Consider the following 25,216-nt stretch of genomic DNA (forward strand, 5'->3'; position numbering starts at 1 on the left):
AAAGCTTCGTGAAACCGCAACCCGTGCGTCATCCCCCGGGTGCATCTCGCCGCCCGCATCTGCGGAGATTCGGTTTGCCTGGGGTCCTGATCAACGGAGTCACGAAGTCCTTCGGCGGGGCGCCGATCCTGTCCGGCGTCTCGCTGGAGATGGCGGAAGGAGAATTCATTGCACTGGTGGGTCCGTCCGGCTGCGGCAAATCGACGCTGATGCGGATCGCCGCGGGGATCGAGCAGCCGGACCAGGGGCGGATCGAGATCGCCGGCCGCGACGTCACCCGGCGGCGCGCCGCCGACCGCGACGTCGCCATGGTGTTCCAGTCCTATGCCCTCTATCCCCACCTCACCGCCGCGGAGAACATCGCCGTGCCGCTGGCCATGCGGCGGCTGAACGGCTGGCAGCGCGCGCCTTTCCTGGGCCGTTTCCTGCCGGGGACATCCGGGGTCCGGCAGGGCATCCAGGCCGATGTCCAGAAGGCCGGGCGGGCCCTGGGCCTGGCGGGGCTGCTCGACCGCAAGCCCGGCCAGCTTTCCGGCGGGCAGCGGCAGCGCGTGGCCCTGGCGCGCGCCATGGTGCGGCAACCGAAGCTCTTCCTGATGGACGAGCCGCTGTCCAACCTCGACGCCTCGCTGCGGGTCCAGACACGGCGCGAGATCGTGGAGATCCACCGGCGCAGCGGCGCGGCCACGCTCTATGTGACGCATGACCAGTCCGAGGCGCTGACCATGGCCGACAGGGTCGCGGTCATGCTCGGCGGCCGCATCCTGCAGGTGGCCACGCCCGAGGCGATCTACAACGATCCGGCCGATCTGCGCGTCGCCACCTTCATCGGCTCGCCGCGCATCAACACCCTGCCGGCCGAGGCGGAGGCGGATGGGATCGTCCGGGTCGCCGGCCTCGCCATCGGGCTGCGCGCCGCGCCGGGGCCGCTGACGCTGGCCGTGCGGCCGGAGGACCTGCAACTCGCCTCCAGCGGCCTGCCGGCCCGCGTCGAGGCGATGGAGTTCCTGGGCGAGAGCCTGCTGCTGCATCTGCGCCATCCGGAGAGCGGCTCCGCCCTGGTGCTGCGCCTGCCGCCGGAAGGCCGTGGCGGCATCCCCGGCGACGGGCAGGTCTTCCTGGGCTTCGATGCGGGCAAGGCGCTGCTCTTCGATGCCGCCGGGCGGCGCTGCCCCTCGATGGCGCTGGGCGCGGAACTGGCCCATGTCTGAAGCCGTGCTCGCGGCCCCGGTCGCGCGGTCGAAAGGGCATGGCGAAGCCCTCGCCGCCTGGCTGCTGAGCCTGCCGGCGGTGATCGCCTATGTGCTGATGATCCTGCTGCCGACCCTGGCGGCCGTGGCCATGGCCTTCACCGACTACGAACTCGGCGTCGAGGGCTTCCACTGGGTCGGGCTCGACAACTTCGCCGAGCTTCTCGCGGATCGCGGCTTCGCCCAGTCGGTTCGCAACACGCTGGTCTATGTCGGGCTGACCACGCCGGTCTCCGTGCTGGGCGGGCTGGGGCTGGCCGTGCTGATCGAGTCCGGCCTGCGCGGCCGCGCCTTCTTCCGCGCCGTCTTCTTCCTGCCCGTGGTGTCGCTTGCCGTCGCCATGGCGGCGGCCTGGCAGTACCTGCTGCATCCCACCATCGGCCCGCTGAACGCCATGCTGCGCACCGTCGGCCTGCCGGGGCCGGCCTGGCTGTCCTCCTCCGACACGGTGCTGCTCTCCCTGGCCGCGATCGGGAGCTGGGAGAACCTGGGTTTCAACATGGTGCTCTTCATGGCGGGCCTCACCGCCATCCCGCGTGAGCTCTATGCCGCCGCCGAGGTGGATGGCGTGCCCTCGGCCTGGGAGCGGTTCCGCCTCGTCACCTGGCCGCTGCTCGGCCCCACCACGCTCTTCGTGCTGACGATCACGATGATCCGGGCCCTGACGCGCTCCTTCGACCTCGTGGCCGTGCTGACGCAGGGCGGGCCGAACAAGGCCTCCACCGTGCTGCTCTACACGCTCTACGAGGAGGGGTTCACCTATTTCCGCCTCGGCTACGCGGCGGCGGTCACGCTGGTCTTCCTGGCCATCGTGCTGACGCTGATGTGGCTGCAGACGCGCTTCCTGGACAAGCAGGTGCATTATGGCTGAGCCGCGCGACACGCCCTTCCTGCGCGACCTGCCGCGCCTCGCCCTGCTGACCGTTCTCGGCCTGCTGGTGCTGATGCCCTATATCTGGATGGTCGCCGCCAGCCTGAAGCCGCTGGACGAGATCTTCCGCGATTCCCTCTCGCTGCTGCCGGAACGGTTCCATGCGGCGGAGAACTACGGCAAGGTCTTCGAGCGCATCCCCGTCTTCCGCTACCTGCTGAACGGCGTGGTGGTCTGCGGCGCCATCCTGTTCTTCCAGCTCCTTTTCGCCGTTCCGGCGGGATACGCGCTGGCCAAGCTGCGCTTCCCGGGGCGGGAGGTGCTGTTCGGCGCGGTGATGCTCGGCCTGCTGGTGCCGGTCCAGGCCACTGCCCTGCCGATCTACGTCACCCTCGCCTCGCTCGGCTGGCTGAACACCTATGCCGCGCTGATCGCGCCCTTCACCATCTCGGTCTTCGCGGTCTTCCTGTTCCGGCAATTCTTCCGTTCCCTGCCGGACGACCTGCTGCATGCCGCCCGGCTGGACGGGATGGGCGAGATGGCCATCGTCTGGCGCATCGTCCTGCCCAATGCGTGGCCAGCGGCGACCGCCTTCGCGATCTTCTCGGTGGTGGCGCACTGGAACGACCTGTTCTGGCCCCTGCTGGTGGTCAGCGGGCCGGATCGCGCCACGCCCGCCCTGGGCGTGCTGTTCTTCCGCTCGGTGGATGCCGGCGACGACTACGGCGCGCTGATGGCCACCGCCGTGGTGATGACGGCCCCCCTGGTGATCGCCTTCCTTCTCGCCCAGCGGCGCTTCGTGGAGGGCATCGCCTCCACGGGGCTCAAGGGCTGACCCCGACAAGAACCGTATCCGGAGATAGAGCCATGACTTTCACCCTCGGGCGCCGCAAGGCGCTGGCCCTGCCGCTCGCCACCCTGGCCGCTCCTCTTGCCGCGCCGCGCATCGCCCGCGCCGCGGAGACGGAGATCACCGTCCACTACGCCCAGCCCTTCATCTACAAGGACAGCTACGACGCGATCATGGCCGAGTTCGCGAAGCGCGAGCCGGGCATCAAGGTCAACTTCATCAACACCCCCAACTACGAGGAAGGCGCGCAGCTCCTGCTGCGCCAGGCCGGCACCGGGCAGCTCCCGGACCTCAGCTACCAGGGCTTCAACCGCCTGCGCGTCTTCGCCGAGCGCGGCATCGCCCAGGACCTGACGCCGCTGCTGCGGGAGGAAGGCGACCCGGCCAAGGCGGGCTACACGCCCAACATGCTGGCGCTGGGCCAGTTCGGCGGCATCCAGGCGGGGCTGGCCTATGCCGCCTCCAATCCGGTGACCTATTACAACGCTGATCTGGTGCGCCGGGCCGGCGGCGATCCCGACAACTTCCCGAAGGACTGGAACGGCGTCCTGGAGCTGGCCGGCAAGATCCACCGCCTCGGCGATGGCATCGAGGGCATGTGGTACACCTGGAACGGCGATGACTGGATGTTCTCCGCCCTGCTCTTCGGCGCCGGCGGGCGGATGCTGACGCCGGATGAGCGCGACGTGGCCTTCGGCGGGCCGGAAGGGCTGAACGCGCTGCGCCTGATCGACCGGATGGTGAAGGAGGGCGGCATGCCGAACCTCACCGCCGCCGCGGCGCGCCAGGCCTTCGGCGCGGGCAAGCTCGGCATGATCTTCCAGACCACGGCGCTGGTGCGCGGCACGGTCGCCGCGGCGGGCGAGAACTTCACGCTGCGCACCACGGAGATGCCGGTGATCGACGCGCAGAAGGGCCGCCTGCCGACCGGTGGCGCCGCCGGCATGTTGACCGCGAAGGACCCGGCGAAGCGCGCCGCCGCCTGGAAGTTCCTGCGCTTCTCCACCAGCCCGGAGGGGCAGGCGATGATGGTGAAGAACACCGGCTACCTGCCCTGCAACCAGATCGCGATCGACGACCCACAGTATCTGGCGGCCTTCTACAAGGCGAACCCGCTCTTCGTGCCGGCGGTGCGCCAGATCCCGATCTCCGTGCCCTGGTACGCCTTCCCCGGCAGCAACAGCGTGCGCGTGACCCAGACGATGGTGGACAACATCGCCCGGGTGGTGGAACAGAAGGCGACACCGGAGCAGGTCCTCCCGGACATGGTGGCCGAAGTGCGCCGCCTGCTGCCGCGGAAGGGCTGAACCCATGGTGTTCCGTCTCGCGCAGATCAGCGACACGCATCTTTCCCCGCGCCATCCCGTCTTCGACCGCAACCATGCGGTGGTGGCGGAGCGGCTGCGGGCCGACCGGCCGGATCTCGTGGTCCATACGGGCGACATCTCCGCGCATGGCGAGCTGGGCGGGGAGGCCGGGCAGGCGGAGCTGGAGCATGCCTTCGCCCGGCACCAGGAGATGGGGCTCGACTGGCTGGCCATCCCCGGCAACCACGATGTGGGCAACGACCCGGCCATCGCCAGGCGCGACGGCGCGGATGCCGAGCGCGTCGGGCGCTGGAACGGCATCTTCGGCGCCGACCGCTTCCTGCGCGACGTGCCGGGCTGGCGGCTGATCGGGCTGGACACCCTCATCACCGCGACGGAGATGGCCGAGGAGCAGTTCGACTTCCTGCAGGATGCCCTGTCGGGGGCGCAGGGGCGCAGCATCGCGATCTTCCTGCACAAGCCGCTCTGCGAACAGGCACTGGACGAGGCGGGCCGCAGCTACTGGCATGTGCTGGAGGCGCCGCGCCGCCGGATGGTGGAGATGTTCCGGGTGCATCCCCCGGCTTTCGTTGCCTCCGGTCATGTGCACCAGTGGCGCGACCGTGGCCTCTGCGAGGGAATCCGGCAGATCTGGGCCCCGGCGGTTGCCTTCCATGTCGGCGATGACTGGGCCGACGGCAAACCGTTCGGCGAGAAGGTGCAGGGCTATGTGATGCACGCCCTGCATCCGGATGGCCGGCACGAGTATGAGCTGGTCCGTCCGGAAGGCATCCAGCGGCACGATATCGGCCGCATGCCGGACATCTACGGCCAGTTGCAGCCGGCCGAATGAAACCGCCTGCCCGCCGGCGCAGGGGCCGGCGGGCAGGCGGTGCCGGGCGCCCTCAGCGGAGCGGATGCGCCCGCATCGCCGAGGTCATCTCGGAACTGCCGCTGTCGCCGACGTCGTAGCGGATGCTGGCCTTGGAGGCGAGCACGACCGGCGCCGAGAACAGCGGCAGCAGAACGCGCGCCTCCAGCCCGCGCCGGTTGGCTGATTTCAGGAGTTCGAGGCGCCGTGCCGCATCCGGCTCGCGCAGGGCGGCATCGATCAGCCGGTCCGTCTCGGCGTCGGAGTAGCCGGAGCGGTTGGTGCTGCCCATCTTCGCCTCGCGGTCGAAGCTGTGATACAGGTTGTTCAGCGTATAGCCCGCATCGCCCATGACGTTGCTCCAGGCCGTCAGGAACAGTGGCGCCGGGTTCGATCCTGTCTTGATCCGGCTGAAGAAGACGGAAGCCGGCATGGTCTCGACACTGGCCTTGATGCCGATGCGGGCGAGCATCTGGCCGATGGCCTGGCAGGTCTGGGCATCGGCGACATAGCGGCCGTTGGGACAGACGAGGCTGGTCGCGAAGCCGTCGGGATAGCCCGCCTCGGCCAGAACCTTGCGGGCATCGTCGGGCCGGAAGGGGTCGGCCTGCACGTCGTCGAGATAGCCGAGCATGCCCGGAACCCCGACCTGAGTCGCGACGCGCCCGTATCCTTCCAGCGTGCTCCGCACCAGTCCCTGCCGGTTCATCGCCAGCGAGATGGCCTCCCGCACCTTCGGGTCCTGCATCGGGCTGCGTCCGCCTGGCACTTCGAGCTTCGGATCGACATTGACGCCCAGATACATGACCCGCGCCGAGTTCCCGCTATGCACCACGATGCCCGGCGTCTTGGCCAGCCGCGCCGCGTCCTGCAGCGGGACGAACTCGATCAGATCGACATCGCCGGACAGCAGGGCGGCGCTGCGGGCGCCGTCGCTGGGCAGGATGCGGAACTCCACCCGCTCCCAATCCGGCTTCTGGCCCCAGTAGCCCTCGAAGCGCCGGAGCTGGATGCGTTCCTTGCCCTGCACCTGGACCACCTGGTACGGGCCGGTGCCGATCGCCGCGCGACCCTGGTTCAGGTCTTCCGTCGAACGCCCTTCCATCGCCTTCTTCGACAGGATCGAGAGCTTGGCGATCTGCGCGGGGAGCAACGGCACGAAGCCGTCCGTGACGATATCGACCGTGTGGTCGTCCACCTTCAGGATCTTCGTCACCCCCAGCAACTGTCCGCTGTAGGGTGACGGGTTGTTGGGCACGTTCGGCACCCGGTCGAGGCTGAACACCACGTCATCCGCGGTGAAGGGCGTGCCGTCGTGGAAGGTCACGCCCTTCCGGAGGTTGAAGCGCCAGGTGTTCCTGCCGTCCGATGTCCAGGAGGTCGCCAGGTCCGGGCGGAGCTTGCCATGCTCATCGGTGTCGGTGAGCGCACCGTAGATGTGCTGGTTGTAGGCGATGTTCGAATCGAGCAGCAGGAAATGCGGATCGAGCGTGGGGACGTTCTGCGTCCCGATCCGCAGGTCCGCAGCCCGCGCGGGGATGGCGGCCCCCCGGCCAGCACCCCGAGGGCAAGGAGCATGGCGAGACGGATCGGACGGGATGTCATGCGCGGATTCCCCTGGGCGGTGCACGTCAGTCTCCGGCCCGTTCTCGGCGCCTGTCGAGCCTTTATGCTTATCCCATCCATGCCTTCCGGTTATGGTGTCATGGGGCAGGGTCGGAGCCGATGACGTCGCGCGAGCTGGAAATCTTCCATGCCATTATGTCTTCCCGCTCGCTCACCGAGGCGGCAGCCTCACTGGGGATTTCCCAGCCGGCACTGAGCAAGGCGCTGAAGCGGCTGGAGGACCGGCTCCGCATGCCGCTGTTCCGCCGCATCAAGGGGAGGCTGCATCCCACGCTCGAAGCGGAGAACCTGTTCCCGGAAAGCGCGCGCCTCATGCAGGAGATCGCCCGCTTCGGACGCTCCGCGACGGAGCTTCGGGACGGCGAGGCCGGGCTGCTGCGTATCGCGGCCTCGGCCTCGCTGGGAATCTCGGTCGTTCCGCTGGCCGTGGCGGAGTTCGCCCGGGCCTTCCCGAAGGTGAAGATCGTGTCCCACTTCGTGCCGGCCACCACGGCGGCGGAGCTCGTGGTGGGCAACCATGTCGATGTCGGGCTGTGCCTTTCGCCGGTCAGCAATCCCGGCAGCGTGACGCAGAGCCTCGCCACGGTCCCCATGGTCTGCGCCATCCATCCCGATCATCCGCTGGCGGCCAGCCCGGCGATCCGGCCACGCGACCTGATGGGGGAGAGGCTGATCTCCTTCAGCTCCGGCACCTATTTCGGCCAGTTGCTGGACGATGCCTTCGCGAAGGACGGGATGGAGCGCCATACCGCCATCGAGCTGATCACGGCGATCCAGGCCCCGGCCCTGGTCCTGCAAGGCGCCGGCGTCGCGCTCGTCGATCGCTACATGGAGGGCAGTGGCTTTCCCGGCATCGTCTGGCGCCCTTTCGTGCCGCAGGTCCTGCTGCCGGTGAATGTCATCACCTCGACCATGCGGCCGACCTCACGCCTCGCCAACCGGTTCCTGGAACGACTGACCGCGGCGCTGGAGGCACATCGGGTCAGGCAGGCCGGCGGTCCCGCGCATCCTGGAACTGGTACCAGCTCCCGAGGGCGGGCATGAACCAGGGCGTGCCATCATACAGCGGATGCTGCGGCGGCAGGCCGTCGTCATAGGCGTTCACCGGCGCCTCGCCGCCGGACAGGATCTTCCCGGCGAGGCTGTGGCCCAGATAGGTCATCATGGTCACGCCGCTGCCCTGGCAGCCGGCCACGAAATACCGCCCCTCCCCGCCGCCGATATGCGGCAGACGGTCCAGCGTCATCGCCACGCGCCCGCCCCAGCTATGGGTGATCCGCACCCCGTTCAGCCGCGGGAAGCGCGCCACCATGGCACGGTACAGCATCGCGGCCGTGCGGCGCTCCTTCAGCGGGAAGAAGCTGGCCCGCCCGCCGAAGAGCAGATGGCGCCCGTCCGGGGAGAGGCGGTAGTGGCTGATCACCCGCCGCGTCTCCGACACCCCGTGATCGGCGGGCAGGATCGAGCGCGCCAGATCCTCCGGCAGCCTCTCCGTCGCGATCATATGGGTGGTGACCGGCACCAGCCCGCGCCGCAGGTCCGGTGCGACGCCGCGCGCCGTGCTGCCGGTATAGGCATTGGTGGCGAAGACCACGCGATCCGCCCGCACCGTGCCGCGCGCGGTGTCCACGCCGAAGCCGCCCGCCAGCCGCGTGACGGCGCGGACCGGTGTCATGCCGATGAAGCGCGCCCCGGCCTGCCGAGCGGCATTCAGGAGGCCGCCATAGAATTCCGCCGGCTGGACATGCCCCGCCCGGCCGATCAGCACGCCGCCGTGGTAGAAGGAGGTCCCGAGCCGGCCCGCCGTCTCGTCGCGGTCGATCAGCCGTGCCTCGGACAGGGCATGCTCGTTCAGCTCCGGCAGCCTTGCCCGCCAGCCCGCGGCATGGGCCGGGGACCACAGCCCGTTGACCCGCCCCGTGCGGTGGTAGCCGCAGCGGATCTGGTGCCGTTCCAGCAGGGTCTCGAAGAGGGTGAAGCCCGCCGCGGCGTCGCGCAGCAGGGCCGCCTTGCGATGCGCCGGCACCGGGCGGCCCGAGGCCCCCTTGCCGACATTCACGCCGCCCGAGACCTGCCCGCCCGATCGCGTGCTGGCCCCCTGCCCCAGCGCCCCGGCCTCCAGGACCAGGACCTCCTCGCCCGCTTCCGCCAGGCGCAGGGCGCAGGCGGTGCCGGCATAGCCGGCGCCGATCACCAGCGTGCCCACGCGGGTGGGCAGGTCCTCCCCACCGGCCTCGGGCGGGCGGAAGCCCTGCCACCACCAGGGGTCGGTGGAGAAGCCCTCGGCGAAGATGTCCATGCCGCTAGCCCTGCTGTGCCGTCTGGGTGGCGAAGGTCCTGCGGATGACCTCCTCGGCCGGCTGTTCCGGTGCCGCGCGGACGGCGGCGAAGAGCGTGCCCTTCATGGGGGCCCGCCAGCTCGGCGGCAGGGTTGCCAGCAGCTCGTGCATGGCCGCATAGGCGGCGGTCGTCCAGCGCGCCTCGTGCTCCGTCCGGAACCGCCCGGGCGTGAAGGCCGGGGGTGTCGCGGCCCCGTCCCGCAGGGCGGCGGTGGCGGCCTCGTCCACCACATTCCCCAGGATCGCCACGCCGTAATCCCGGCGCGCGCCCTCAACCGTCACCAGCCCGGCCCGCACGTCGCGCAGCACGGCCGCCGGGTCGCGGGTAAAGGGATCGCCCCGGCCGCCTCCAGCGGGGGAGACGATGCGCAGCGTGTCGCCCGCTGTCAGGCGCAGAGCATCGGTGTTGCCCAGCTCCTGCTCCCGCTCCGTCCCCGGATTCAGGGTGAAGCTGCCGGCGCTGCCCGGCTGGCCGCCGCCGACGCCCCAGGGCTGGAACAGGCTGCGGTCGCGGTTCCGGGCGGTGACGAAGGCATCCGGCGCGGTGGTGCGGAACTCCATCACCTGCGCCATGCCGCCCCGGTGCGCACCCGGCCCGCCCGTATCCGGCATCAGGCCATAGCGCAGGATGCGGACGGGGGCCTCGGCCTCGGTGATCTCGACCGGGCTGTTCTTGAGATAGGCGGCATCCGCCCCGGCCCCGTCCGTGCCGTCCCGGTGCGGCATCCCGCCGCCGCCGCCGACGATGGGCTGGATGGCGGAGATGCTGCGCCGCCCCGTGCGCGGGTCCTCCGCCGCCATGTTGACGATGCAGGTGGCCCCGGCCGGCGCCGCCGGCAGCCGCTCCGGCGCCGCCTGCACGAAGGCGCCGTAGATCAGGCTGCGCAGCCGCCCGCAGGTGAGCGAGCGCATGCCCACCGCTGCCGGGAAGCGCGGGTTCAGCACGCTGCCCTCCGGCACGTGGCAGGTGAAGGCCCGGGTGGTGCCGAAGTTCAGCGTGATCCCCGGATGCAGGGCGGACAGGACGTAGTAGGCCCCGACCAGCAGCAGCGAATGCCGCGGATGCCCGCCCGTGGGCACGTTCAGGGAGGAGAGCGTCTGCGGGTCGGTGCCGCTGAAGTCCATCAGCGCCGAATCGCCCCGGATGGTGAGCTTCAGGCAGAGCCGGAGCGGGTTGCCGCCCGCGGCGTCCTCGTCGGCGTATTCCGTGAAGTCGTACTCGCCATCCGGGATGCCGGCGAGCACAGCGCGGGCCTGGGCCTCGGCATAGTCCAGCAGGTCCGCCAGCCCGTCCACCACCGTTTCGACGCCGAAGCGGCGCACGAGGTCCAGCACCCGGCGCTCCCCCGTATTCACGGCGGCCACCAGGGCCTTCAGGTCGCCCCAGTTCTGGTCCGGGACGCGCACATTGGCCAGCATCACCCGCACCAGCCCCTCATCCAGCACGCCGGCGCGGTAGAGCTTGGAGGGCGGGATGCGGATGCCTTCCTGGTGCACCTCCGTCAGCGTGCGCGACAGGCTGGCCGGGACCGCGCCGCCGACATCGACATTGTGGATATGGCCGCCGGCGAAGGCGATGATCCGCCCTTCGTGGAAGACCGGCTTCCACATGACGATGTCCGGCGAATGCGTCGCCAGGTTGCCCGAATAGGGGTCGTTCGTCATGGCGATGTCGCCGGGCTCGTAGCCGCCCGGCACCAGCCCCAGCGCGCCCTCGTAGTCCAGGCCGGGATACCAGGTGGCGCCGAGATCGATCGGCACGGCGCAGGACTTCCCGCTGGCGTCCAGGAGCTGGATGGTGAAGTCCTCCGTCTCCTTGACGAAGGTGGAATGGGCGGTGCGGTAGAGCGTCGTGGCCATGCTCTCCGCCGCCGCCCGGGCATGGTTGCGCAGGACCTGCAGCATCACGGGGTTGGTGCGCATCAGCCCTGCTCCCTCGCATCGCGGTGCATGACGATATTCCGCCATCCGTCGGCCTCGGCCCGCCAGCCGGGCGGGACCAGGATGGTGGAATCGGCCTGGGTGACGATGGCCGGACCCTGGAAAGCGGCACCGGGGTCCAGGCCGTCGCGCTCGAACAGCGCGGCCTCCCGCCATTGCCCGCCGATGAAGAGCCGGGTCCGCCCCTGCGGCGGCGCCGCATGCGGCACCGCCTCGGCCCTGGGCATGGCGATCGGCGGCGCGGCGCGGGAGGCGGAGGCCCGCAGGCTGACCACCTGCACCGGGGCGGCCTCCTCGGCATGGCCGAAATTCTTCTCGTGCGCCGCGTGGAAGAGCCGGGCCAGCCCGGCGGCATCCGTCCCGGCTTCCAGCGGCACGGTCAGCTCGAAGGACTGCCCCCGGTAGCGCAGGTCGGCGGCGCGGATCACCGTGGTCTCGCCCGGGCCGGCCATGCCCTCGACGGCGGCCGAGGCCTCGGCGGACAGTTCCTCCAGCATGGCCCGCATCTCCGGCCAGGACGCGTCCTCCAGCGGCAGCAGGACCGTCCGCATCGTATCCCGCCGGATCGCGGCCGCCAGCGCGCCCAGGGCGCAGAGCGTGCCCGGCGCCGCGGGGACCAGCACGCGCGCGATCCCGGCCGCCTCGGCGGTCAGGGCGCCCAGCATCGGCCCGGCGCCGCCGAAGGGCATCAGCGTCAGCTCGCTGGCATGCATGCCGGCGCGGGCCAGCAACTGCTCGATCGGCACCAGCATGCCGCTGATCGCGACGCTCAGCACGCCTTCCGACAGGGTCGCGACATCCAGGCCCAGGCGCTCGGCGAGGGGGCGCGCCACCTCCCCGGCGAGCGCGGCATCCGGGGCGATCGCGCCGAAGCCCAGCGCCCCGTGCCCGAGGATGCCGCAGAGGAGCGCCGCGTCCGTCACCGTCATGCGCGTGCCGCCCCGCCCGAAGCAGGCCGGGCCGGGCGTCGAGCCGGCACTCTCGGGGCCGACCTGCAGCACGCCCTGCGCATCCACGGAGACCATGGAGCCACCGCCCTGGCCGGAGGAGGTGACGGCAACCGTGGTGATGGCGAGCGGGAACTCGCCGATCGCATGGCCCGTGGCGAAGGAGGGCCGCCCGTCCTCCAGCAGCGCGATGTCCGCGCTGGTGCCGCCGATATCGAGTGTCAGCACCGCCGCCTCGCCGGCGGCCTTCGCGACGACACCCGCCCCCACCACGCCGGAGGCCGTGCCGGAGAGCAGCATGCCCACGCAGTCCCGCCGCCCGGCCGTGGCCGTCATCGTGCCGCCCGCGGAGGTGGTAAGGAGCAGCGGCGCGGGGATGCCGGCCTCCGACAGCTCTCCCGCCACGCGGTCCAGGTAGCGGGAGATGCGGGGATGCACATAGGCGTTCAGCACCGCCGTGGTGGTGCGCTCGTATTCCCGGATCGCGGGCCAGACCTCGCTGCCCCGGAAGACCGTCATCCCGGGTTCCAGCCGGGCGATGAGCCCGGCGACCTGCTCCTCATGCGCGGGATTGCGCCAGGCATGCAGGAAGGAGACGACGACCCCGTCGCAGCCGATCCGCCGCGCGGCCTTCAGCGCGGCGGCCACCTCGTCCTCGGCCGGGACGTGCAGTGGCCTGCCATCGGCGCTCATGCGCTCGCCGATGCCGAAGACGTGCTCGCGCGGGATCAGCGGCGCCGGGCGTTCGCAGAACAGGCTGTACGGGTCCGCCATGCGCAGGCGCGCCAGTTCCAGCATGTCGGTGAAGCCCGCCGTGGTGAAGAGGGCGAGCCGGGCGCCGCGCCGCTGGATGATGGTGTTCACCCCTACGGTCGTGCCATGGACGAAGCGCTCCACGGCCCCGAGGTCCATCCCCTCCTCCGCGAGGCGCCGCAGCCCCGCCGCGACATCCTGGCCGGGATTGTCCGGGGTGGTCAGGACCTTGAGCGTCGCCATGCGGCCATCGCCCGGATCCAATGCCACGAAGTCGGCGAATGTGCCGCCGATATCCACCCCGACCAGAACCGGCATGCGCGATCTCCCTGCCCGCCCGCAGATTGGAAGCGGATGAGGGGCGCGTCCATGGAAGTGAGGCGCGGAGGTCATGACTTCCGGATATGGAATTCCGACTGCCTCGACCGTCAGGGATGCCGTGGAGCACCGCCCCTGCCTCGGCGCTGGGCAGAATGTCTCGATCCCTGGCGCCGCAGCGGGCATCCTCGCCGCGCGACCCGGCGAGTCCCGTGCCCCCGCCCATGGCCTCCCGCCATGGCGGGAAGCGGTTCCGCCACCCAGCCCAGTGCCACCATGCCCAATAACGACATGCCCAGCCGGGGATTGCCCGCATGACGCTCCGCCTCCCCTTCCGGTCTTCCCTCCTGGCCCTGGCGGTGCTGGGCAGCCTGACGGCCGGCGGCCTTCCGGCCGGGGCGCAGACCTTGCCGGAACTGCCGGGGGTGCAGAGCGACGCGGCGGGCTATGCGCGCGATCTGGCGCGGCGTTTCCCGGCCGGAGCCACGGTGCAGCAGCGTGCCCAGGCGGAAGCACAGGCCCGGCAGGCGGAGGCGCGGGGGGACTGGAACGCGGCGGCCGCCGCCTGGGAACAGCGGCTCGGCATGCCGGAGGCGAAGCCGGAGCAGTGGCTGGCCCTGGCGCGGGCGCAGCTCCTCCGCAATCCGCCGCAGCCCGCGCGGGCGTTGCAGGCCGCCTGGCAGAACTTCAACGGCGTCGCCGCCGGGGCGCCGGAAATCCCGGCCCTCCAGGTGATGGCACAGGCGCTGCAACGGCTGGACCGCTGGGCCCCCGCCATCGCGGTGCTGGAAGCGGTGGTGGAGCGCGCGCCCGACGACGCGGCGGCGATGCAGGTGCTGGAGGCGGCGCGGCAGCAGGCCGGGCTGCTGCTGCGCCGGGTCCGCACCGAGCCGGAGGCCGAGCCCACGCGGGCCTGCCTGGGCTTCACTGGGCGGCTCTCCCCGGCACCGGACTGGCAGCCGGGCGACTGGGTGAAAGCCGAGCCGCCCCTGCCGGATCTCGCCGTGACGCGGGAGGGGCAGGAGCTCTGCATCGCCGGCCTGCCCTGGGGCGCCACGACGCGGCTCGTGCTGCGCGCCGGGCTTCCCGGAGCGGGCGGCGCCAATCTGCGCGCCGACACGCCGGTGGCGGTGGCCATGCCCGACCGCGCCCCACGCATCGGCTTCGACGCCACGCGCTTCATCCTGCCGCGCGGGCAAGTGGCGCGGGTCGGGCTGAGCACGGTGAACATCCGGCAACTGCGCCTGCGGCTGGTGCGGATCACCGAGCGCAACCTGCAACCCTTCAGCCAGGATTTCAGCCCCACGGAGGCAATCGAATCCTATGCCGCGGACGGGGTGACGGAACGCTGGGGCCGCACGGTCTGGGAGGGCAAGGCGGCGGTGCCGGGTTTCCGCGAGAACCTGCCGGCGCGCTTTGCCCTGCCGCTGCCGGAGGAGGTCCGCAAGGCCGGGCCGGGGCGCTATGTCCTGCTCGCCGCCGAGGATACGGGCGGGCCGGCCGACAGCGCGTCGAGCCGCGAGACGGCCACGGGGTTGCAGATCGTCAGCACCGATCTCGGCCTGACTGCCTGGCGCGGCACGGGCGGGCTGGCGGCGCAGCTCCGGGGCCTGGGCGACGCGAAGCCGCGCGCCGGGGCGAAGGTGGCTCTGGTGGCGCGCAACAACGACATCCTGGCCGAGGCGGAAAGCGACGCGGACGGGGTGGTGCGCTTCGACGCACCGCTGCTGCGGGGCGAGGGACCGGTGGCGCCCGTGGCGCTGCACGCCGCGCTGGGCGACGACCTCGTGGCGCTGCAACTGGATGCGGCGGCCTTCGACCTGTCCGACCGGGGGGCAGAGGGGCTGGCGCAGCCGGGGCCGCTGGATGCCTTCCTTTGGCTGGAACGCGGCATCTACCGGCCGGGCGAGACGGTGAACGTCACCGCGCTGCTGCGCGACGCCGCCGGGCGGCCGCGCGACCTGCCGCTGCGCCTGCGGCTGGTCCGCCCCAACGGGCAGGTGGCGGCGGAGGCGGTGCCGGAGCGCGGGCCGGATGCGGCGATCGCCTGGCCGGTGGCGCTGGGCGGCGGCGCGGCCGCCGGGGTCTGGCGGGTGGAGGCCCGGATTGAGCCCGGCCAGCCGCCGGTCGGCGTGGCGGAGTTCCGGGTCGATGCCTTCGTGCCGGAACGGCTGGCGGTGACGCTCGGCCCGGCGCCGGGCCCGCTGGTGCCCGGCACGCCGCTGGCCGTGCCGGTGGAGGCGCGCTTCCTCTACGGCGCCCCGGCCGCGGGGCTGGAGGGACAGGTGGAAGGCACGCTCGGCGTCGATCCCGCCCCCTTCGCGCCCGATGCGGCGGACGGCACACGGCGGCGCAGCCCCTGGGAGGGCTGGCGCTTCGGCCTGTCGGAGGAACCGCTGGAGGGCGGCGTGATCCCCGGCGCCGAACTGGTCACGGACGATCAGGGGCGCGGGGTGGCGTGGATCGACCTGCCCTCGGTGCCGGATGCCAGCCGCCCGCTGCGCGCCGCGCTGGTGCTGGCGCTGAGCGATCCGAACGGGCGCCCGAACCGCGCCACGCTCGACCTGCCGGTGCGGGGCGCGAACCCCTTCCTGGCAATCCGGCCGGGTTTCGCGAATGGCAGCGTCGATGCCAATGCCGAGGCCGCGTTCGACATCGCCCTGGTTTCGCCCGAGGGCGCGGCGCTGGCCGGTCCGGTGCAGGTGCGGCTGCTGCGCGAGCGGCCGGACTGGCGCATCGTCACGCGCGGCGGGGTGGCGCGCTACCAGACCGTCTGGCGCGACGAGGTGGTGGACACCGCCACGCTCGCGACGGCGCCGGACAGACCGGCGCGCTTCGCCCGCAGCCTGCCCTTCGGGCGCTACCGGATCGAGGCGGTACAGCCCGGCGGGCTGGCCATCGCCGCGCTGCGCTTCCGCTCCGGCTGGGTCGGCTCCGACAGCGCCGAGGTGCCGGACAAGGTGGATGTTTCCGCCGACCGCCCGGCCTATGCCGCCGGCGACCGGGCGCGCATCCGCGTCAGCCCGCCCTTCGCCGGGCGGGTCAGCGTGGCGGTGCTGACCGACCGGCTGGTCTCCGTGCGCGAGGCCGAGATCCCCGAGGGCGGCGCGGAGCTGGAGGTGCCGGTGGAGGCGGGCTGGGGCGCCGGAGCCTATGTCGCGGTCACCGTCTTCCGCCCCGGCGAGGCCGCCGAGGGGCAGCCGCGCCGTGCCCTGGGGCTCGCCTGGGTGGCGCTGGACCCGGCGCCGCGCAGGCTCGACGTGGCGATCGGGGCACCGGACCTGCTGCGGCCGCGCCAGCGCGTGGAGATCCCGGTCAGCATCGGGCCAGCCCAGGGGGGCAACGCGGCGGGGCCGGTGCATCTGACGCTCGCGGCGGTGGATGAGGGCGTGCTGCGGCTGACGGATTTCCGAACGCCCGATCCGGTCGCGCATTTCCTGGGCCGGCGGCGGCTGGGCACGGATATCCGCGACGACTACGGCCGGCTGATCCCGGTGCCGGAGGGCGAGGCGGCGGCGCTGCGCCAGGGCGGCGACGCGGATTCCGGCAACGCGGTGCAGCCGCCGCAGCGCGTCGTCTCGCTCTTCTCCGGCATCGTCGCGGCGGGGCCGGACGGGGTGGCGCGCGTGCCGCTGGACCTGCCGGATTTCGCCGGGGAACTCCGGCTGATGGCGGTAGCGTGGTCGGGCGAGCGGATCGGCAGCGCGGGGCGCGACGTGACGGTGCGCGACCCGGTGGTGGCGGAGGCGCTGCTGCCGCGCTTCCTGGCGCCGGGCGACACGGCGCGGATGCCGGTGCTGCTGCACAATCTGGAACTGCCGGCGGGCGAGGTGGCGGCGGAGATCCGTCTGGAAGGACCGCTGGCGCTGGACGGGCTCGCGCGCCTCGCCGCCACTCTCGCAACCGGCGCCCGCGCCCAGCCCTTCGCCACGCTGCGCGCCACCGGGGCTGGGGAAGGCGTGGTGCATCTCGCCATCACCGGGCCCGGCGGCTTCCGCGCCGAGCGGGAAAGCCGGATCGCCATCCGCTCCTCCCGCCCGCGGCTGGAGGAGGTCGCGGTGTCCGACCTCGCGCCCGGCGGCGAGGTGCGGATCGCGCCGGACCTGTCGCGCTTCGTGGCCGGCACGGCGCGGGTGGAGGCGAGCTGGGGGCAGCCGGTGCGCTACGACCCGCTGGCCCTGGCGCGGCGGGCGCTGGACTTCCCGCTCTTCTGCGCCGAGCAGTCGGCGACGCGGGTACTGGCGCTCGCCACCGCGCCGGGGCTGTTCCCTGCGGCGGCGGAGCGCGAGGCGCGGCTGGCGGGAGCCATCGCCGCGCTGCTGGACAAGCAGCGCTGGGACGGCGCCTTCTCGCTCTGGGGCGCGAATGGCGAGGCCGATCCCTGGATTTCCGCCTATGCCACGGAGGCGCTGCTGCGCGCCCGCGACTCAGGCGCCACCGTGCCGCAGGCGGCGCTGGATTCCGCCCTGGCGGGCCTCGCCCGCGATGCCGAGGATGTCGCGCCGGACAAGCCGGAGGAATTCGCCGACCAGGCCTATCGCCTGCATGTGCTGGCGCTGGCCGGGCGGCCCCTGCCCGGAGCGACGCGGCGCCTGTCGGAGCAGCTCGCCCGCCTGCCCACGCCGATCGCCCGCGCGCAGCTCGGCGCCGCCCTGGCGCGGATCGGGCAGCAGGGGCGGGCCGAGGCTGCCTTCGCCGCCGCCCTGGCGGACCCGGCGCGCAAGCCCTGGTTCCACGACTACGGCACCGCCACGCGCGACGTGCTGGCGGTGACGCTGCTGCTGCGGGAGAGCGGACTGTTGCCGGCGCAGCTTCAGGCCAGCCTCGCCCGCCTGCCCGGGGCGCGGGAACTGTCGCCCGACACGAGCTCGACCCAGGAACAGGCCTGGGCGGTGCTGCTCGCCGCGGCACTGGGCCGGGACGGCACGCCAGCGCGCATCGTGCTGGACGGGAAGGCCCTGCCCCCCGCCCCGGTGGTCAGCCTCGCGCTGGCGCCGGGCGCCGCCACGGCGCGCAATGCCGGCGACCGGGCGGTGATCCAGTCCGTCGCCACCCGTGGCCTGCCCTCCCAGCCCCTCGCCGCCGCGCGGTCCGGGATGCGGATCAGCCGCCGCTTCCTGGCGCCCGATGGCAGCGACCTGAACCTCGACACGCTGCGGCAGAACCAGAGCCTGATCCTGCTCATCGAGGCACGGGCCGAGACGGGAGAGAGCCACCGCGCGCTGATCCAGCAGGGCCTGCCCGCCGGCTGGGAGATCGACCGCCGCCTGCCGGCCGGGACCGTGGCCGCCATGCCCTTCCTCGGCGAGCTGAGCGAGCCGGCCAGCGTCGCGGCGCTGGACGACCGCTTCGCCGTGGTGGCAGATCTCTCGCCCCAGGACGCCGTCGCCCGCTTCGCCGTGGTGCTGCGGGCGGTGACGCCGGGGAGCTTCGAGCTGCCCGGCGCGCAGGTGGAGGACATGTACCGCCCCGCCGTCTTCGCCCGGCAGAACAGCGGGCGGATCAGCGTGCTGCCACCCGAGTGAGCGGGCCGGGCGGTGCTTGCCCGGGCGGGCCGGGGCCTTCCGCCGTGAAGGCCCTCCGCGCCGCCGTCCTGGCCCTGGCCGGCCTGTTGGCGCTCGCGCTGGTGCTGGACCGGCTTTTCCCGCCCGACCTGTCGCGGCTGGAGGCGGCGTCGCCGGTGGTGACGGACCGGGCGGGACGGTTGCTCTCTGTCCTGCCGGCGCCGGGCGGGTTCTGGCGGCTGCCGGCCGGGGAGGAGGAGGTGCCGCCGCATCTGGTGGCCATGCTGGTGGCAGCCGAGGATGCGCGCTTCCGCTGGCATCCGGGGGTGGACCCGCTGGCCCTGGCGCGGGCCGCGGTGCAATGGACGCGGGCGGGGCGCGTGGTGTCGGGCGGCTCGACCCTGTCGATGCAGGCGGCGCGTCTGCTGGAGCCACGTCCGCGCGGGCTGCGCGCCAAGCTGATCGAGATGGCCCGCGCGGTGCAGCTGGAGGCGCGATACGGCAAGGCGGGGGTGCTGCGGATCTGGCTGACCCTGGCGCCGATGGGCGGCAATCTGGAGGGGGTGCGGGCCGGGGCGCTGGCCTGGTTCGGGCGGGATGCGCGGCTGCTCGCCCCGGCGGAGGCCGCGCTGCTGGTGGCGATCCCGCGCCGGCCGGAGGCGCTGCGGCCAGACCGGCATCCGGAGGCGGCGCGGCTGGCGCGGGAGCGGCTGATGCTGGTGCGTGCCGCCGGGGCGGAGGGAACCGGGCCGGAGGACCGGGCGGGGCTGGCGCTGGCGGTGCCGGCATCACGGCAGGCCATGCCGCGCCTGGCGCCCCACCTGGCGCGGGAGGTCGTGCGCGAAGGCGGAAGCCGCACAACCCTGGAAGCAGGGTTGCAGCGGGCGCTGGAAGCGCTGCTGGCCGGGGCGCGGGCGGGCCTGCCGGCGCGGGCCTCGGCGGCGGCGCTGGTGGCGGATCTGCGGAGCCGGGAGATCCTGGCGCTGGATGGCGGCGCCTGGGGCGAGGAGGCGCGGGCCGGGGCGCTGGACCTGACGCGGGCGGTGCGTTCGCCCGGCTCGGCGCTGAAGCCGGCGCTGTACGGGCTGGCCTTCGCCGAGGGGGTGGCGCGGCCGGGGACGCTGCTGGAGGACGTGCCCACCGCCTTCGGCGGCTATGCGCCGGAGAACTTCGACCGGGGCTTCGCCGGGCGGGTGACGGCGGCGGAGGCGCTGCGGCGCTCGCTGAACCTGCCGGCCGTGGCGCTGCTGGAGCGGGTGACGCCGCTGCGCTTCGCCACGCTGCTGAAGCAGGCCGGAGCGGTGCCCCGCCTGCCGCCGGGGGCCGGGGCCTCGCTGCCCCTGGCCCTGGGCGGCGTCGGCGTCACGCTGCGGGAGCTGGTGGGCGTGACGGCGATGATCGGCGATGGCGGACGGGCCGGGACGCCGCGCTGGCGGGCCGGGGAGGATGCACGGGAGGCCGGGCCGGTTCTGGCGCCTGCGGCCGCGGCGGAGGTGGCGGCGATCCTCACCCACCCCTTCCCCGGCGGCGGCCCGGCCGGGGTGGCGTGGAAGACGGGCACTTCCTGGGGCGGGCGGGACGGCTGGGCGGTGGGCTTCGACCGCGACCATGTGGCGGGAGTCTGGGTGGGGCGACCGGATGGCGCACCGATGGTGGTGGGCACGGGCGGCGCCACGGGGACGGCGCTGGCCCTGCCGCTGCTGGCGCGGATCTTCGCCCTGCTGCCCGCCGCGCCGCGAGAGCCGGCGGCGCGGCCTGCCCCCTCCCCTTCGGCGGGCGCTCCATCGGTCCGGCTCCGGCTGGTCTTTCCCGCCGATGGCGATGTCCTGGAGGTCAGCGCGGGACCGATGCGGCTGCGCGCCACGGGCGGGCGGCGGCCGCTGACCTTCCTAGTGGATGGCACCCCACTGGAAGGGCAGCCGGCGCGCCGGGATGTGGCCTGGGAGCCGTCGGGCCCCGGCCTGTACCGGGTTTCCGTGCTGGATGCGGACGGCGCCTCGTCGAGCGCGAGGCTGCGCGTCCGCTGAAGCGGAACAGGGGTGACGCCCGGCTGACGCGGGAGCCGTGACTGGCACGGCCCCCGACGCCGTGGGGCGGACACGCCTCAGAGGCGGAGGCTGCCCTCCCCGCCCGATGCGCGGATCGGCGTCCCGGGACCGACCCTCTGCAGCTTGACCTCGGTGAAGGCGGGGCGGTGGCTGCCTTCCGTTCGCAGGCCCAGCACCGTCTCGCCGCCTTCCTCGCGGCGGGACACATGCAGCCGCAGCCCGGACTCGCGCCAGGCCATGGTGTCGCCGTCATCCTCGTAGAGGACGGCCTCGCCTTCCCCTTCGCCGAAGACGAGAAGGCTGCGCTCGGCGTCGCTGGCCGGATCGACGCGGTCGAGCTGCCCGCTGACCGGCACCATGGCGCCGGCGCGGACGAAGACCGGCAGGTGGCCCAGCGGTGCCTCCACCGTGATCTCCTCGCCGCCCGGGAAGGCCTCGCCGGTGCGGAAGTCGTGCCAGCCGCCGGGATGGTTCGGCAGGTAGAGGCGGCGCGACACCGCGCCTTCCTCCAGCACCGGGGCGACGAGCAGGTCGGCGCCCAGCATGAAGACGTCGTCCTGGCCCTTGCAGCGCGGATCGCCGGGGAAGTCGTAGAAGGTCGGCCGCACCACCGGCTCGTTCTCCGCCGCCGCGCGCCACATCTGCGTGTAGAGATAGGGCATCAGGCGGTAGCGGAGCGCCATGGCCTCGCGCACCTGCGGCAGCACCTCCGGATGCATCCAGGGCAGGTTGACGATGCCGTCGGTGTTCCAGGAATTCATCACGAAGCGCGGCCAGAGCGAGCAGAACTCGACGAAGCGGCAGAACAGCTCCGGCCCCGGGCTGGGCCCGTGGAAGCCGCCCACGTCGTGGCCGGTGTTGTACATCCCGGACAGGCTCATGGTGATGCCCTGCGCCAGGTTGAAGCGCAGCGTCTTCCAGGCCGTCTCGTTGTCGCCCGTCCAGCTCTGGCCATAGCGCGCGATGCCGGCGCAGCCGCCGCGCGTGACGGCATAGATGCGCTTGTCCGGCGTGCGCGCCTGCTGCGTCTCGTGCGACAGCTTGGTCATCAGCAGGGCCTGGGCCGGCCGCGCCAGGGACTGGCGGTAGGGCCGCCCGTCGCCATCGACGAGCGCGTCCTCGTCCCAGATCTCGTATTCGTTGTTGTCGTTCCAGACGGTGGTGACGCCGTAGTCGAGCAGCGCCGTCTCCAGCCCGTCCCGCCACCAGGCGCGGCCCTGGGGATGGGTGAAGTCGAGATGGTAGCCGAGCCCGTCCCAGAACTGCGCCACGGCGGGTTGCCCCGTGTCGCCGTCCTGCACCAGGAAGCCGCCTTCCAGCGTTTCCGCGAGGCGCGGATGGTCGTCCAGCAGGCAGGGCTTGAGGTTGGTGACCGGCTGCATGCCGGCCTCCTTCAGCCGGCGCATGGTCGCGGCGGGATCGGGGAACTTGCTGCGGTTCCAGTTGAAGGCGTAGCGCTTGCCGTTGATCGAGGTATAGCCCGAGCCGAAGTGGAAGCTGGAGCAGGCGATGCCTTCCTCGCGGCAGCGGTCGATGTAGTCCTGGATCTGCGCGTCCGCGTCGTCGGCATCGGCGATGGCCATGGAGGTGGTGGCGAAGCCCAGCGTCCATTTCGGCGGGAAGGCCTGCCCGCCCACCATCCAGGAGAAGCGCCGCACCACGTCCGGCACGCCGGGGCCGGCGAGGACGGTGTAGTCGAGATCCCCGTCCTGCGCCGCGTAGGAACGGAACAGGCCGTGATAGTTGTCGATGGTGCAGCCGAGATCGACCTCGGCCACGGCGAGGTTGTCGTAATAGACGCCATGCGCGCCGCGCGGCCCGTCCACGATGAAGAACGGCACCATCTTGTAGAGCGGGTCGCTCAGCTCCGCATCGAAGCCACAGGGGTCCACCGCATCGATGCGGAAGCGGCGGCCGGTGTGGTCCACCGGACCGGCCTTGTCGCCCAATCCGTAATGCCCCTCCCCCTCGTGCCGCAGCATGAAGTGTTGCAGGGCGCCGGTGCGGGGGGAGACGGCATAGGCCTGGGTCGGCCGGTCGGCCAGGAAGGGTTCGGCCTCGCCGGGGCGGTGCCAGGCGATGCCGAAGGGCTCCAGGGTGACCCGGGCGGTCAGGCCGCCTTCGGCGGAGAGCGCCACGCTCCCCTCGCCTTCCTCCACCGTGACAGGAGGGCAGGAAAAGCCGGAAAGATCCTCGCGCGGGCGGCCCTCATAGGGCGGCTCCAGCCCGCCGGGAGCGATCGACCAGCCGCGGTCGAGGCGGTAGCCCTCGGCGCCCTTCAGGGCGACGCGGCCCATGTCGCGCTCCGGCATGGCGATGCGGATCTGGGCGGACAGCCGCCCCAGCCGCTCGGCGACCTCGAAGACCGCCCAGTGCCCGTCCCGGCCGATATAGCGGCCCTTGGTCAAAGCCTTCATGCGAGATGTCCGGTCCCTTGCATGGCCCGCAGCGCGAGGCCGTCGCTGTTGAAGAGGTGGATGGCGTCGCGGCGGGCGCGCAGCCGCACCGTGTCGCCGCGCGCGAGGCCGAGCTGGCCTTCCTGGCGCACGCAGATCTGCGGCAGGCCGGGCGCGGAGGCGTAGAGATAGGTTTCGGAGCCGAGCTGCTCCAGCAGATCGACATGCGCCTCGATATCGCCGCCCTCGCCGGTGGGCTCCAGATGCTCCGGCCGCACGCCGAAGGTCACCGGCTCGCCCTCCCGCAATCCGCCCGGCAGGTCGAGGCGGATCTCCCGCCCCTCCACCGCGAGGGCGCCGTCGCTGCCGGCCCGCGACACGCGCGCCGGCAGGGCGTTCATCTTGGGCGAGCCGATGAAGCCCGCGACGAAGAGGTTCGCGGGGTTGTTGTAGAGCTCCAGCGGCGTGCCGACCTGCTCGATCAGCCCGCCGCGCAGCACCACGATCCGGTCGGCCAGGGTCATCGCCTCCACCTGGTCGTGCGTCACGTAGATCATGGTGCCGCCGATCTCCGCATGCAGCGCGGCCAGCTCCTTGCGGGTGGCGACGCGCAGCTCGGCATCGAGGTTCGAGAGCGGCTCGTCGAAGAGGAAGATCTTCGGATCGCGCACGATGGCACGGCCGATGGCCACGCGCTGGCGCTGCCCGCCGGACAGCGCACGGGGCTTGCGGTCGAGATAGGGCGCGAGCTGCAGCATCTGCGCCGCGCGCTCGACCCGCGCGGTGACCTCGGCCTTCGGCAGGCGCATGTTCTCCAGCGCGAAGCCCATGTTCTGCCGCACGCTCATATGCGGGTAGAGGGCATAGGACTGGAACACCATGGCCAGGCCGCGATCGGAGGCCGGCAGGCGCGTGACATCCTGACCGTCGATCTGCACCTGCCCGTCGGTGACCATCTCCAGCCCCGCGATCAGGCGCAGGAGGGTGGACTTGCCGCAGCCGGAGGGGCCGACGAAGACCATGAACTCGCCGTTGCGGACCTCCAGGTCCACGCCGCGGATCACGGAGGTGTCACCGAAGCTCTTGGTGACGTTGCGGAGCCTGAGCTCAGCCATGGACGGATCTCCCGATGCTCATTTCATTCCCGTCGAACCGATCCCGGTCGTGATGAAGCGCTGAAGGAAGACGAAGACGAGCGCGACCGGCAGCAGCGTCACGACCGTCATGGCGAGGAGGTAGTGCCACTGCGTCTGCAACTCGCCCTGGAAGGCGTTGAGGCCGATCTGGAGCGTGTAGCTCTCGGTCTTGGTCAGCACGGCGAGCGGCCAGAGGAACTCGTTCCACCGCCACATGACCGAGAAGATGCCGAGAACCGCCAGGGCTGGTGCCGTCAGCGGCATGACGATGCGCCAGTAGATCTGCCATTCGGAGGCCTTGTCCATGCGCGCCGCTTCCACGAGGTCGCGCGGCAGGGTCAGCATGTACTGGCGCAGCAGGAAGACGCCGGTGGGCGTAGCGGCGCCGGGCAGGATCACCGCCCAGAGCGAGTTCACCAGCCCGAGCTTGGTGATGACCAGATAGACCGGCACCAGCACGATGGTGATCGGGATCATCAGCGTGCCGATCACCGCGAGGACGGCGAGGCCCTTGCCACGGAACTCGTAGAGCGAGAGGGCGTAGGCGGCCATGGAGTTGATCAGCAGCGTGATCAGCGTCGCCACCACGGTGACGAAGACCGAGTTGCCGAGGAACCTCATGAAGTCGAACTGCCGCAGCGGCTCGATGTAGTTCGAGACGGCCAGCGAGAAGGCTCGCACCGGCTCGCGCCGGTCCACCGGCACGCGGACGGTCTGGCCCGGATCGGCCGGGTCCACCATCTGCGCCTGCAGCCCGACGCGGCGGAGCTGCGCCATCTCCTTCACGCTGCCGTCCGGCAGGGTGACCTTGAAGAGCGGCAGTGGGTTGGGCTGCCCCGGCACCGTCACCTCGACCTGCGACAGCGGCAGCAGGGTGGGCGGGAATTCCAGCAGGCCCGCCGGGGTCTTGAAGGAGGACAGCAGCAGCCAGAGCACCGGGCCGAACATCAGCAGGGTGCCGAGGGCGAGGTAGAGGTAGCTGGCGACGTCGGTCCAGTGCAGCGGCTGCCCGGGATTGCGGCGGCGCGCGAGGAAACGCAGGGCGCGGTTGGCCACCAT

Annotated in this window: 15 protein-coding genes; 8 read left to right on the forward strand and 7 right to left on the reverse strand. The window is 72.3% G+C overall.

Annotated elements, in window-relative coordinates:
• The first annotated feature begins 74 nt into the window (after positions 1 to 74).
• The 5 genes from RGI145_RS20350 to RGI145_RS20370 are packed head-to-tail and all read left to right on the forward strand — an operon-like array spanning position 75 to position 5,131.
• On the forward strand, positions 75 to 1,211 hold the full coding sequence (locus RGI145_RS20350; protein WP_075800363.1) for an ABC transporter ATP-binding protein: 1,137 nt from the start codon (positions 75 to 77) through the stop codon (positions 1,209 to 1,211).
• Positions 1,204 to 2,121: a carbohydrate ABC transporter permease gene (locus RGI145_RS20355; protein ID WP_075800364.1), complete on the forward strand. Its 918-nt coding sequence runs from the start codon at positions 1,204 to 1,206 to the stop codon at positions 2,119 to 2,121. The genes RGI145_RS20350 and RGI145_RS20355 overlap by 8 nt, the downstream gene beginning before the upstream one ends.
• A complete protein-coding gene (locus tag RGI145_RS20360) occupies positions 2,114 to 2,956 on the forward strand; it encodes a carbohydrate ABC transporter permease (RefSeq protein WP_075800365.1) in 843 nt (280 codons plus the stop codon). Before RGI145_RS20355 ends, RGI145_RS20360 begins: the two co-directional genes overlap by 8 nt.
• A gap of 32 nt (positions 2,957 to 2,988) precedes the next feature.
• Complete coding sequence (locus RGI145_RS20365) at positions 2,989 to 4,278, forward strand: ABC transporter substrate-binding protein (protein WP_075800366.1); 1,290 nt, start codon at positions 2,989 to 2,991, stop codon at positions 4,276 to 4,278.
• 4 nt (positions 4,279 to 4,282) lie between these two features.
• On the forward strand, positions 4,283 to 5,131 hold the full coding sequence (locus RGI145_RS20370) for a metallophosphoesterase family protein (protein WP_075800367.1): 849 nt from the start codon (positions 4,283 to 4,285) through the stop codon (positions 5,129 to 5,131).
• A 52-nt stretch (positions 5,132 to 5,183) separates the two neighbouring features.
• Here RGI145_RS20370 and RGI145_RS20375 read toward each other — a convergent pair whose 3' ends face one another.
• A complete protein-coding gene (locus tag RGI145_RS20375; protein ID WP_075800368.1) occupies positions 5,184 to 6,779 on the reverse strand; it encodes an ABC transporter substrate-binding protein in 1,596 nt (531 codons plus the stop codon).
• A 95-nt stretch (positions 6,780 to 6,874) separates the two neighbouring features.
• Between RGI145_RS20375 and RGI145_RS20380 the strand changes: the two genes are divergently transcribed.
• Entirely contained in the window at positions 6,875 to 7,819 is a 945-nt protein-coding gene (locus RGI145_RS20380; protein ID WP_075800369.1) for a LysR substrate-binding domain-containing protein, read from the forward strand.
• On the opposite strand, the gene RGI145_RS20385 is transcribed toward RGI145_RS20380, so the two are convergent.
• From RGI145_RS20385 to RGI145_RS20395, 3 genes are read right to left on the reverse strand one after another with little or no spacing between them, the layout of a single operon-like run.
• A complete protein-coding gene (locus RGI145_RS20385) occupies positions 7,758 to 9,074 on the reverse strand; it encodes an NAD(P)/FAD-dependent oxidoreductase (protein WP_075800370.1) in 1,317 nt (438 codons plus the stop codon). The two genes, RGI145_RS20380 and RGI145_RS20385, sit on opposite strands and share 62 nt — an antisense overlap.
• Before the next feature lie 4 nt (positions 9,075 to 9,078).
• The gene (locus tag RGI145_RS20390; RefSeq protein WP_075800371.1) at positions 9,079 to 11,037 is read right to left on the reverse strand and encodes a hydantoinase B/oxoprolinase family protein; all 1,959 of its coding nucleotides are present in this window, start codon (positions 11,035 to 11,037) and stop codon (positions 9,079 to 9,081) included.
• The gene (locus RGI145_RS20395; protein WP_075800372.1) at positions 11,037 to 13,073 is read right to left on the reverse strand and encodes a hydantoinase/oxoprolinase family protein; all 2,037 of its coding nucleotides are present in this window, start codon (positions 13,071 to 13,073) and stop codon (positions 11,037 to 11,039) included. The genes RGI145_RS20390 and RGI145_RS20395 overlap by 1 nt, the downstream gene beginning before the upstream one ends.
• Before the next feature lie 314 nt (positions 13,074 to 13,387).
• Between RGI145_RS20395 and RGI145_RS20400 the strand changes: the two genes are divergently transcribed.
• Positions 13,388 to 18,598, forward strand: a complete 5,211-nt coding sequence (locus RGI145_RS20400; RefSeq protein ID WP_075800373.1) for an alpha-2-macroglobulin family protein — start codon at positions 13,388 to 13,390, stop codon at positions 18,596 to 18,598.
• A gap of 44 nt (positions 18,599 to 18,642) precedes the next feature.
• Entirely contained in the window at positions 18,643 to 20,604 is a 1,962-nt protein-coding gene (gene pbpC, locus RGI145_RS20405) for a penicillin-binding protein 1C (RefSeq protein WP_075800374.1), read from the forward strand.
• Positions 20,605 to 20,681: 77 nt separating this feature from the next.
• Here pbpC and RGI145_RS20410 read toward each other — a convergent pair whose 3' ends face one another.
• Genes RGI145_RS20410 through RGI145_RS20420 form a run of 3 tightly spaced genes read right to left on the reverse strand, consistent with a single transcriptional unit; the run spans position 20,682 to position 25,216 of the window.
• A complete protein-coding gene (locus RGI145_RS20410) occupies positions 20,682 to 23,042 on the reverse strand; it encodes a glycoside hydrolase family 31 protein (protein WP_075800375.1) in 2,361 nt (786 codons plus the stop codon).
• Positions 23,039 to 24,136 (reverse strand): ABC transporter ATP-binding protein, encoded by a 1,098-nt coding sequence (locus RGI145_RS20415; RefSeq protein ID WP_075800376.1) that lies wholly within the window; start codon positions 24,134 to 24,136, stop codon positions 23,039 to 23,041. The genes RGI145_RS20410 and RGI145_RS20415 overlap by 4 nt, the downstream gene beginning before the upstream one ends.
• Positions 24,137 to 24,154: 18 nt before the next feature.
• Positions 24,155 to 25,216: a carbohydrate ABC transporter permease gene (locus RGI145_RS20420; protein ID WP_027281232.1), complete on the reverse strand. Its 1,062-nt coding sequence runs from the start codon at positions 25,214 to 25,216 to the stop codon at positions 24,155 to 24,157.

This window comes from Roseomonas gilardii, from assembly GCF_001941945.1.
Classification (GTDB): Bacteria; Pseudomonadota; Alphaproteobacteria; order Acetobacterales; family Acetobacteraceae; genus Roseomonas.

Bases quoted from the DNA above. Each gene is read 5' to 3' on its own strand.
- RGI145_RS20380 (WP_075800369.1), top strand. From the start codon at position 6,875: ATGACGTCGCGCGAGCTGGAAATCTTCCATGCCATTATGTCTTCCCGC.
- RGI145_RS20410 (WP_075800375.1), bottom strand. From the start codon at position 23,042: ATGAAGGCTTTGACCAAGGGCCGCTATATCGGCCGGGACGGGCACTGG.
- RGI145_RS20360 (WP_075800365.1), top strand. From the start codon at position 2,114: ATGGCTGAGCCGCGCGACACGCCCTTCCTGCGCGACCTGCCGCGCCTC.
- RGI145_RS20390 (WP_075800371.1), bottom strand. From the start codon at position 11,037: ATGCGCACCAACCCCGTGATGCTGCAGGTCCTGCGCAACCATGCCCGG.
- RGI145_RS20400 (WP_075800373.1), top strand. From the start codon at position 13,388: ATGACGCTCCGCCTCCCCTTCCGGTCTTCCCTCCTGGCCCTGGCGGTG.
- RGI145_RS20385 (WP_075800370.1), bottom strand. From the start codon at position 9,074: ATGGACATCTTCGCCGAGGGCTTCTCCACCGACCCCTGGTGGTGGCAG.
- RGI145_RS20420 (WP_027281232.1), bottom strand. From the start codon at position 25,216: ATGGTGGCCAACCGCGCCCTGCGTTTCCTCGCGCGCCGCCGCAATCCC.
- RGI145_RS20370 (WP_075800367.1), top strand. From the start codon at position 4,283: ATGGTGTTCCGTCTCGCGCAGATCAGCGACACGCATCTTTCCCCGCGC.
- RGI145_RS20355 (WP_075800364.1), top strand. From the start codon at position 1,204: ATGTCTGAAGCCGTGCTCGCGGCCCCGGTCGCGCGGTCGAAAGGGCAT.
- RGI145_RS20415 (WP_075800376.1), bottom strand. From the start codon at position 24,136: ATGGCTGAGCTCAGGCTCCGCAACGTCACCAAGAGCTTCGGTGACACC.
- RGI145_RS20365 (WP_075800366.1), top strand. From the start codon at position 2,989: ATGACTTTCACCCTCGGGCGCCGCAAGGCGCTGGCCCTGCCGCTCGCC.
- RGI145_RS20395 (WP_075800372.1), bottom strand. From the start codon at position 13,073: ATGCCGGTTCTGGTCGGGGTGGATATCGGCGGCACATTCGCCGACTTC.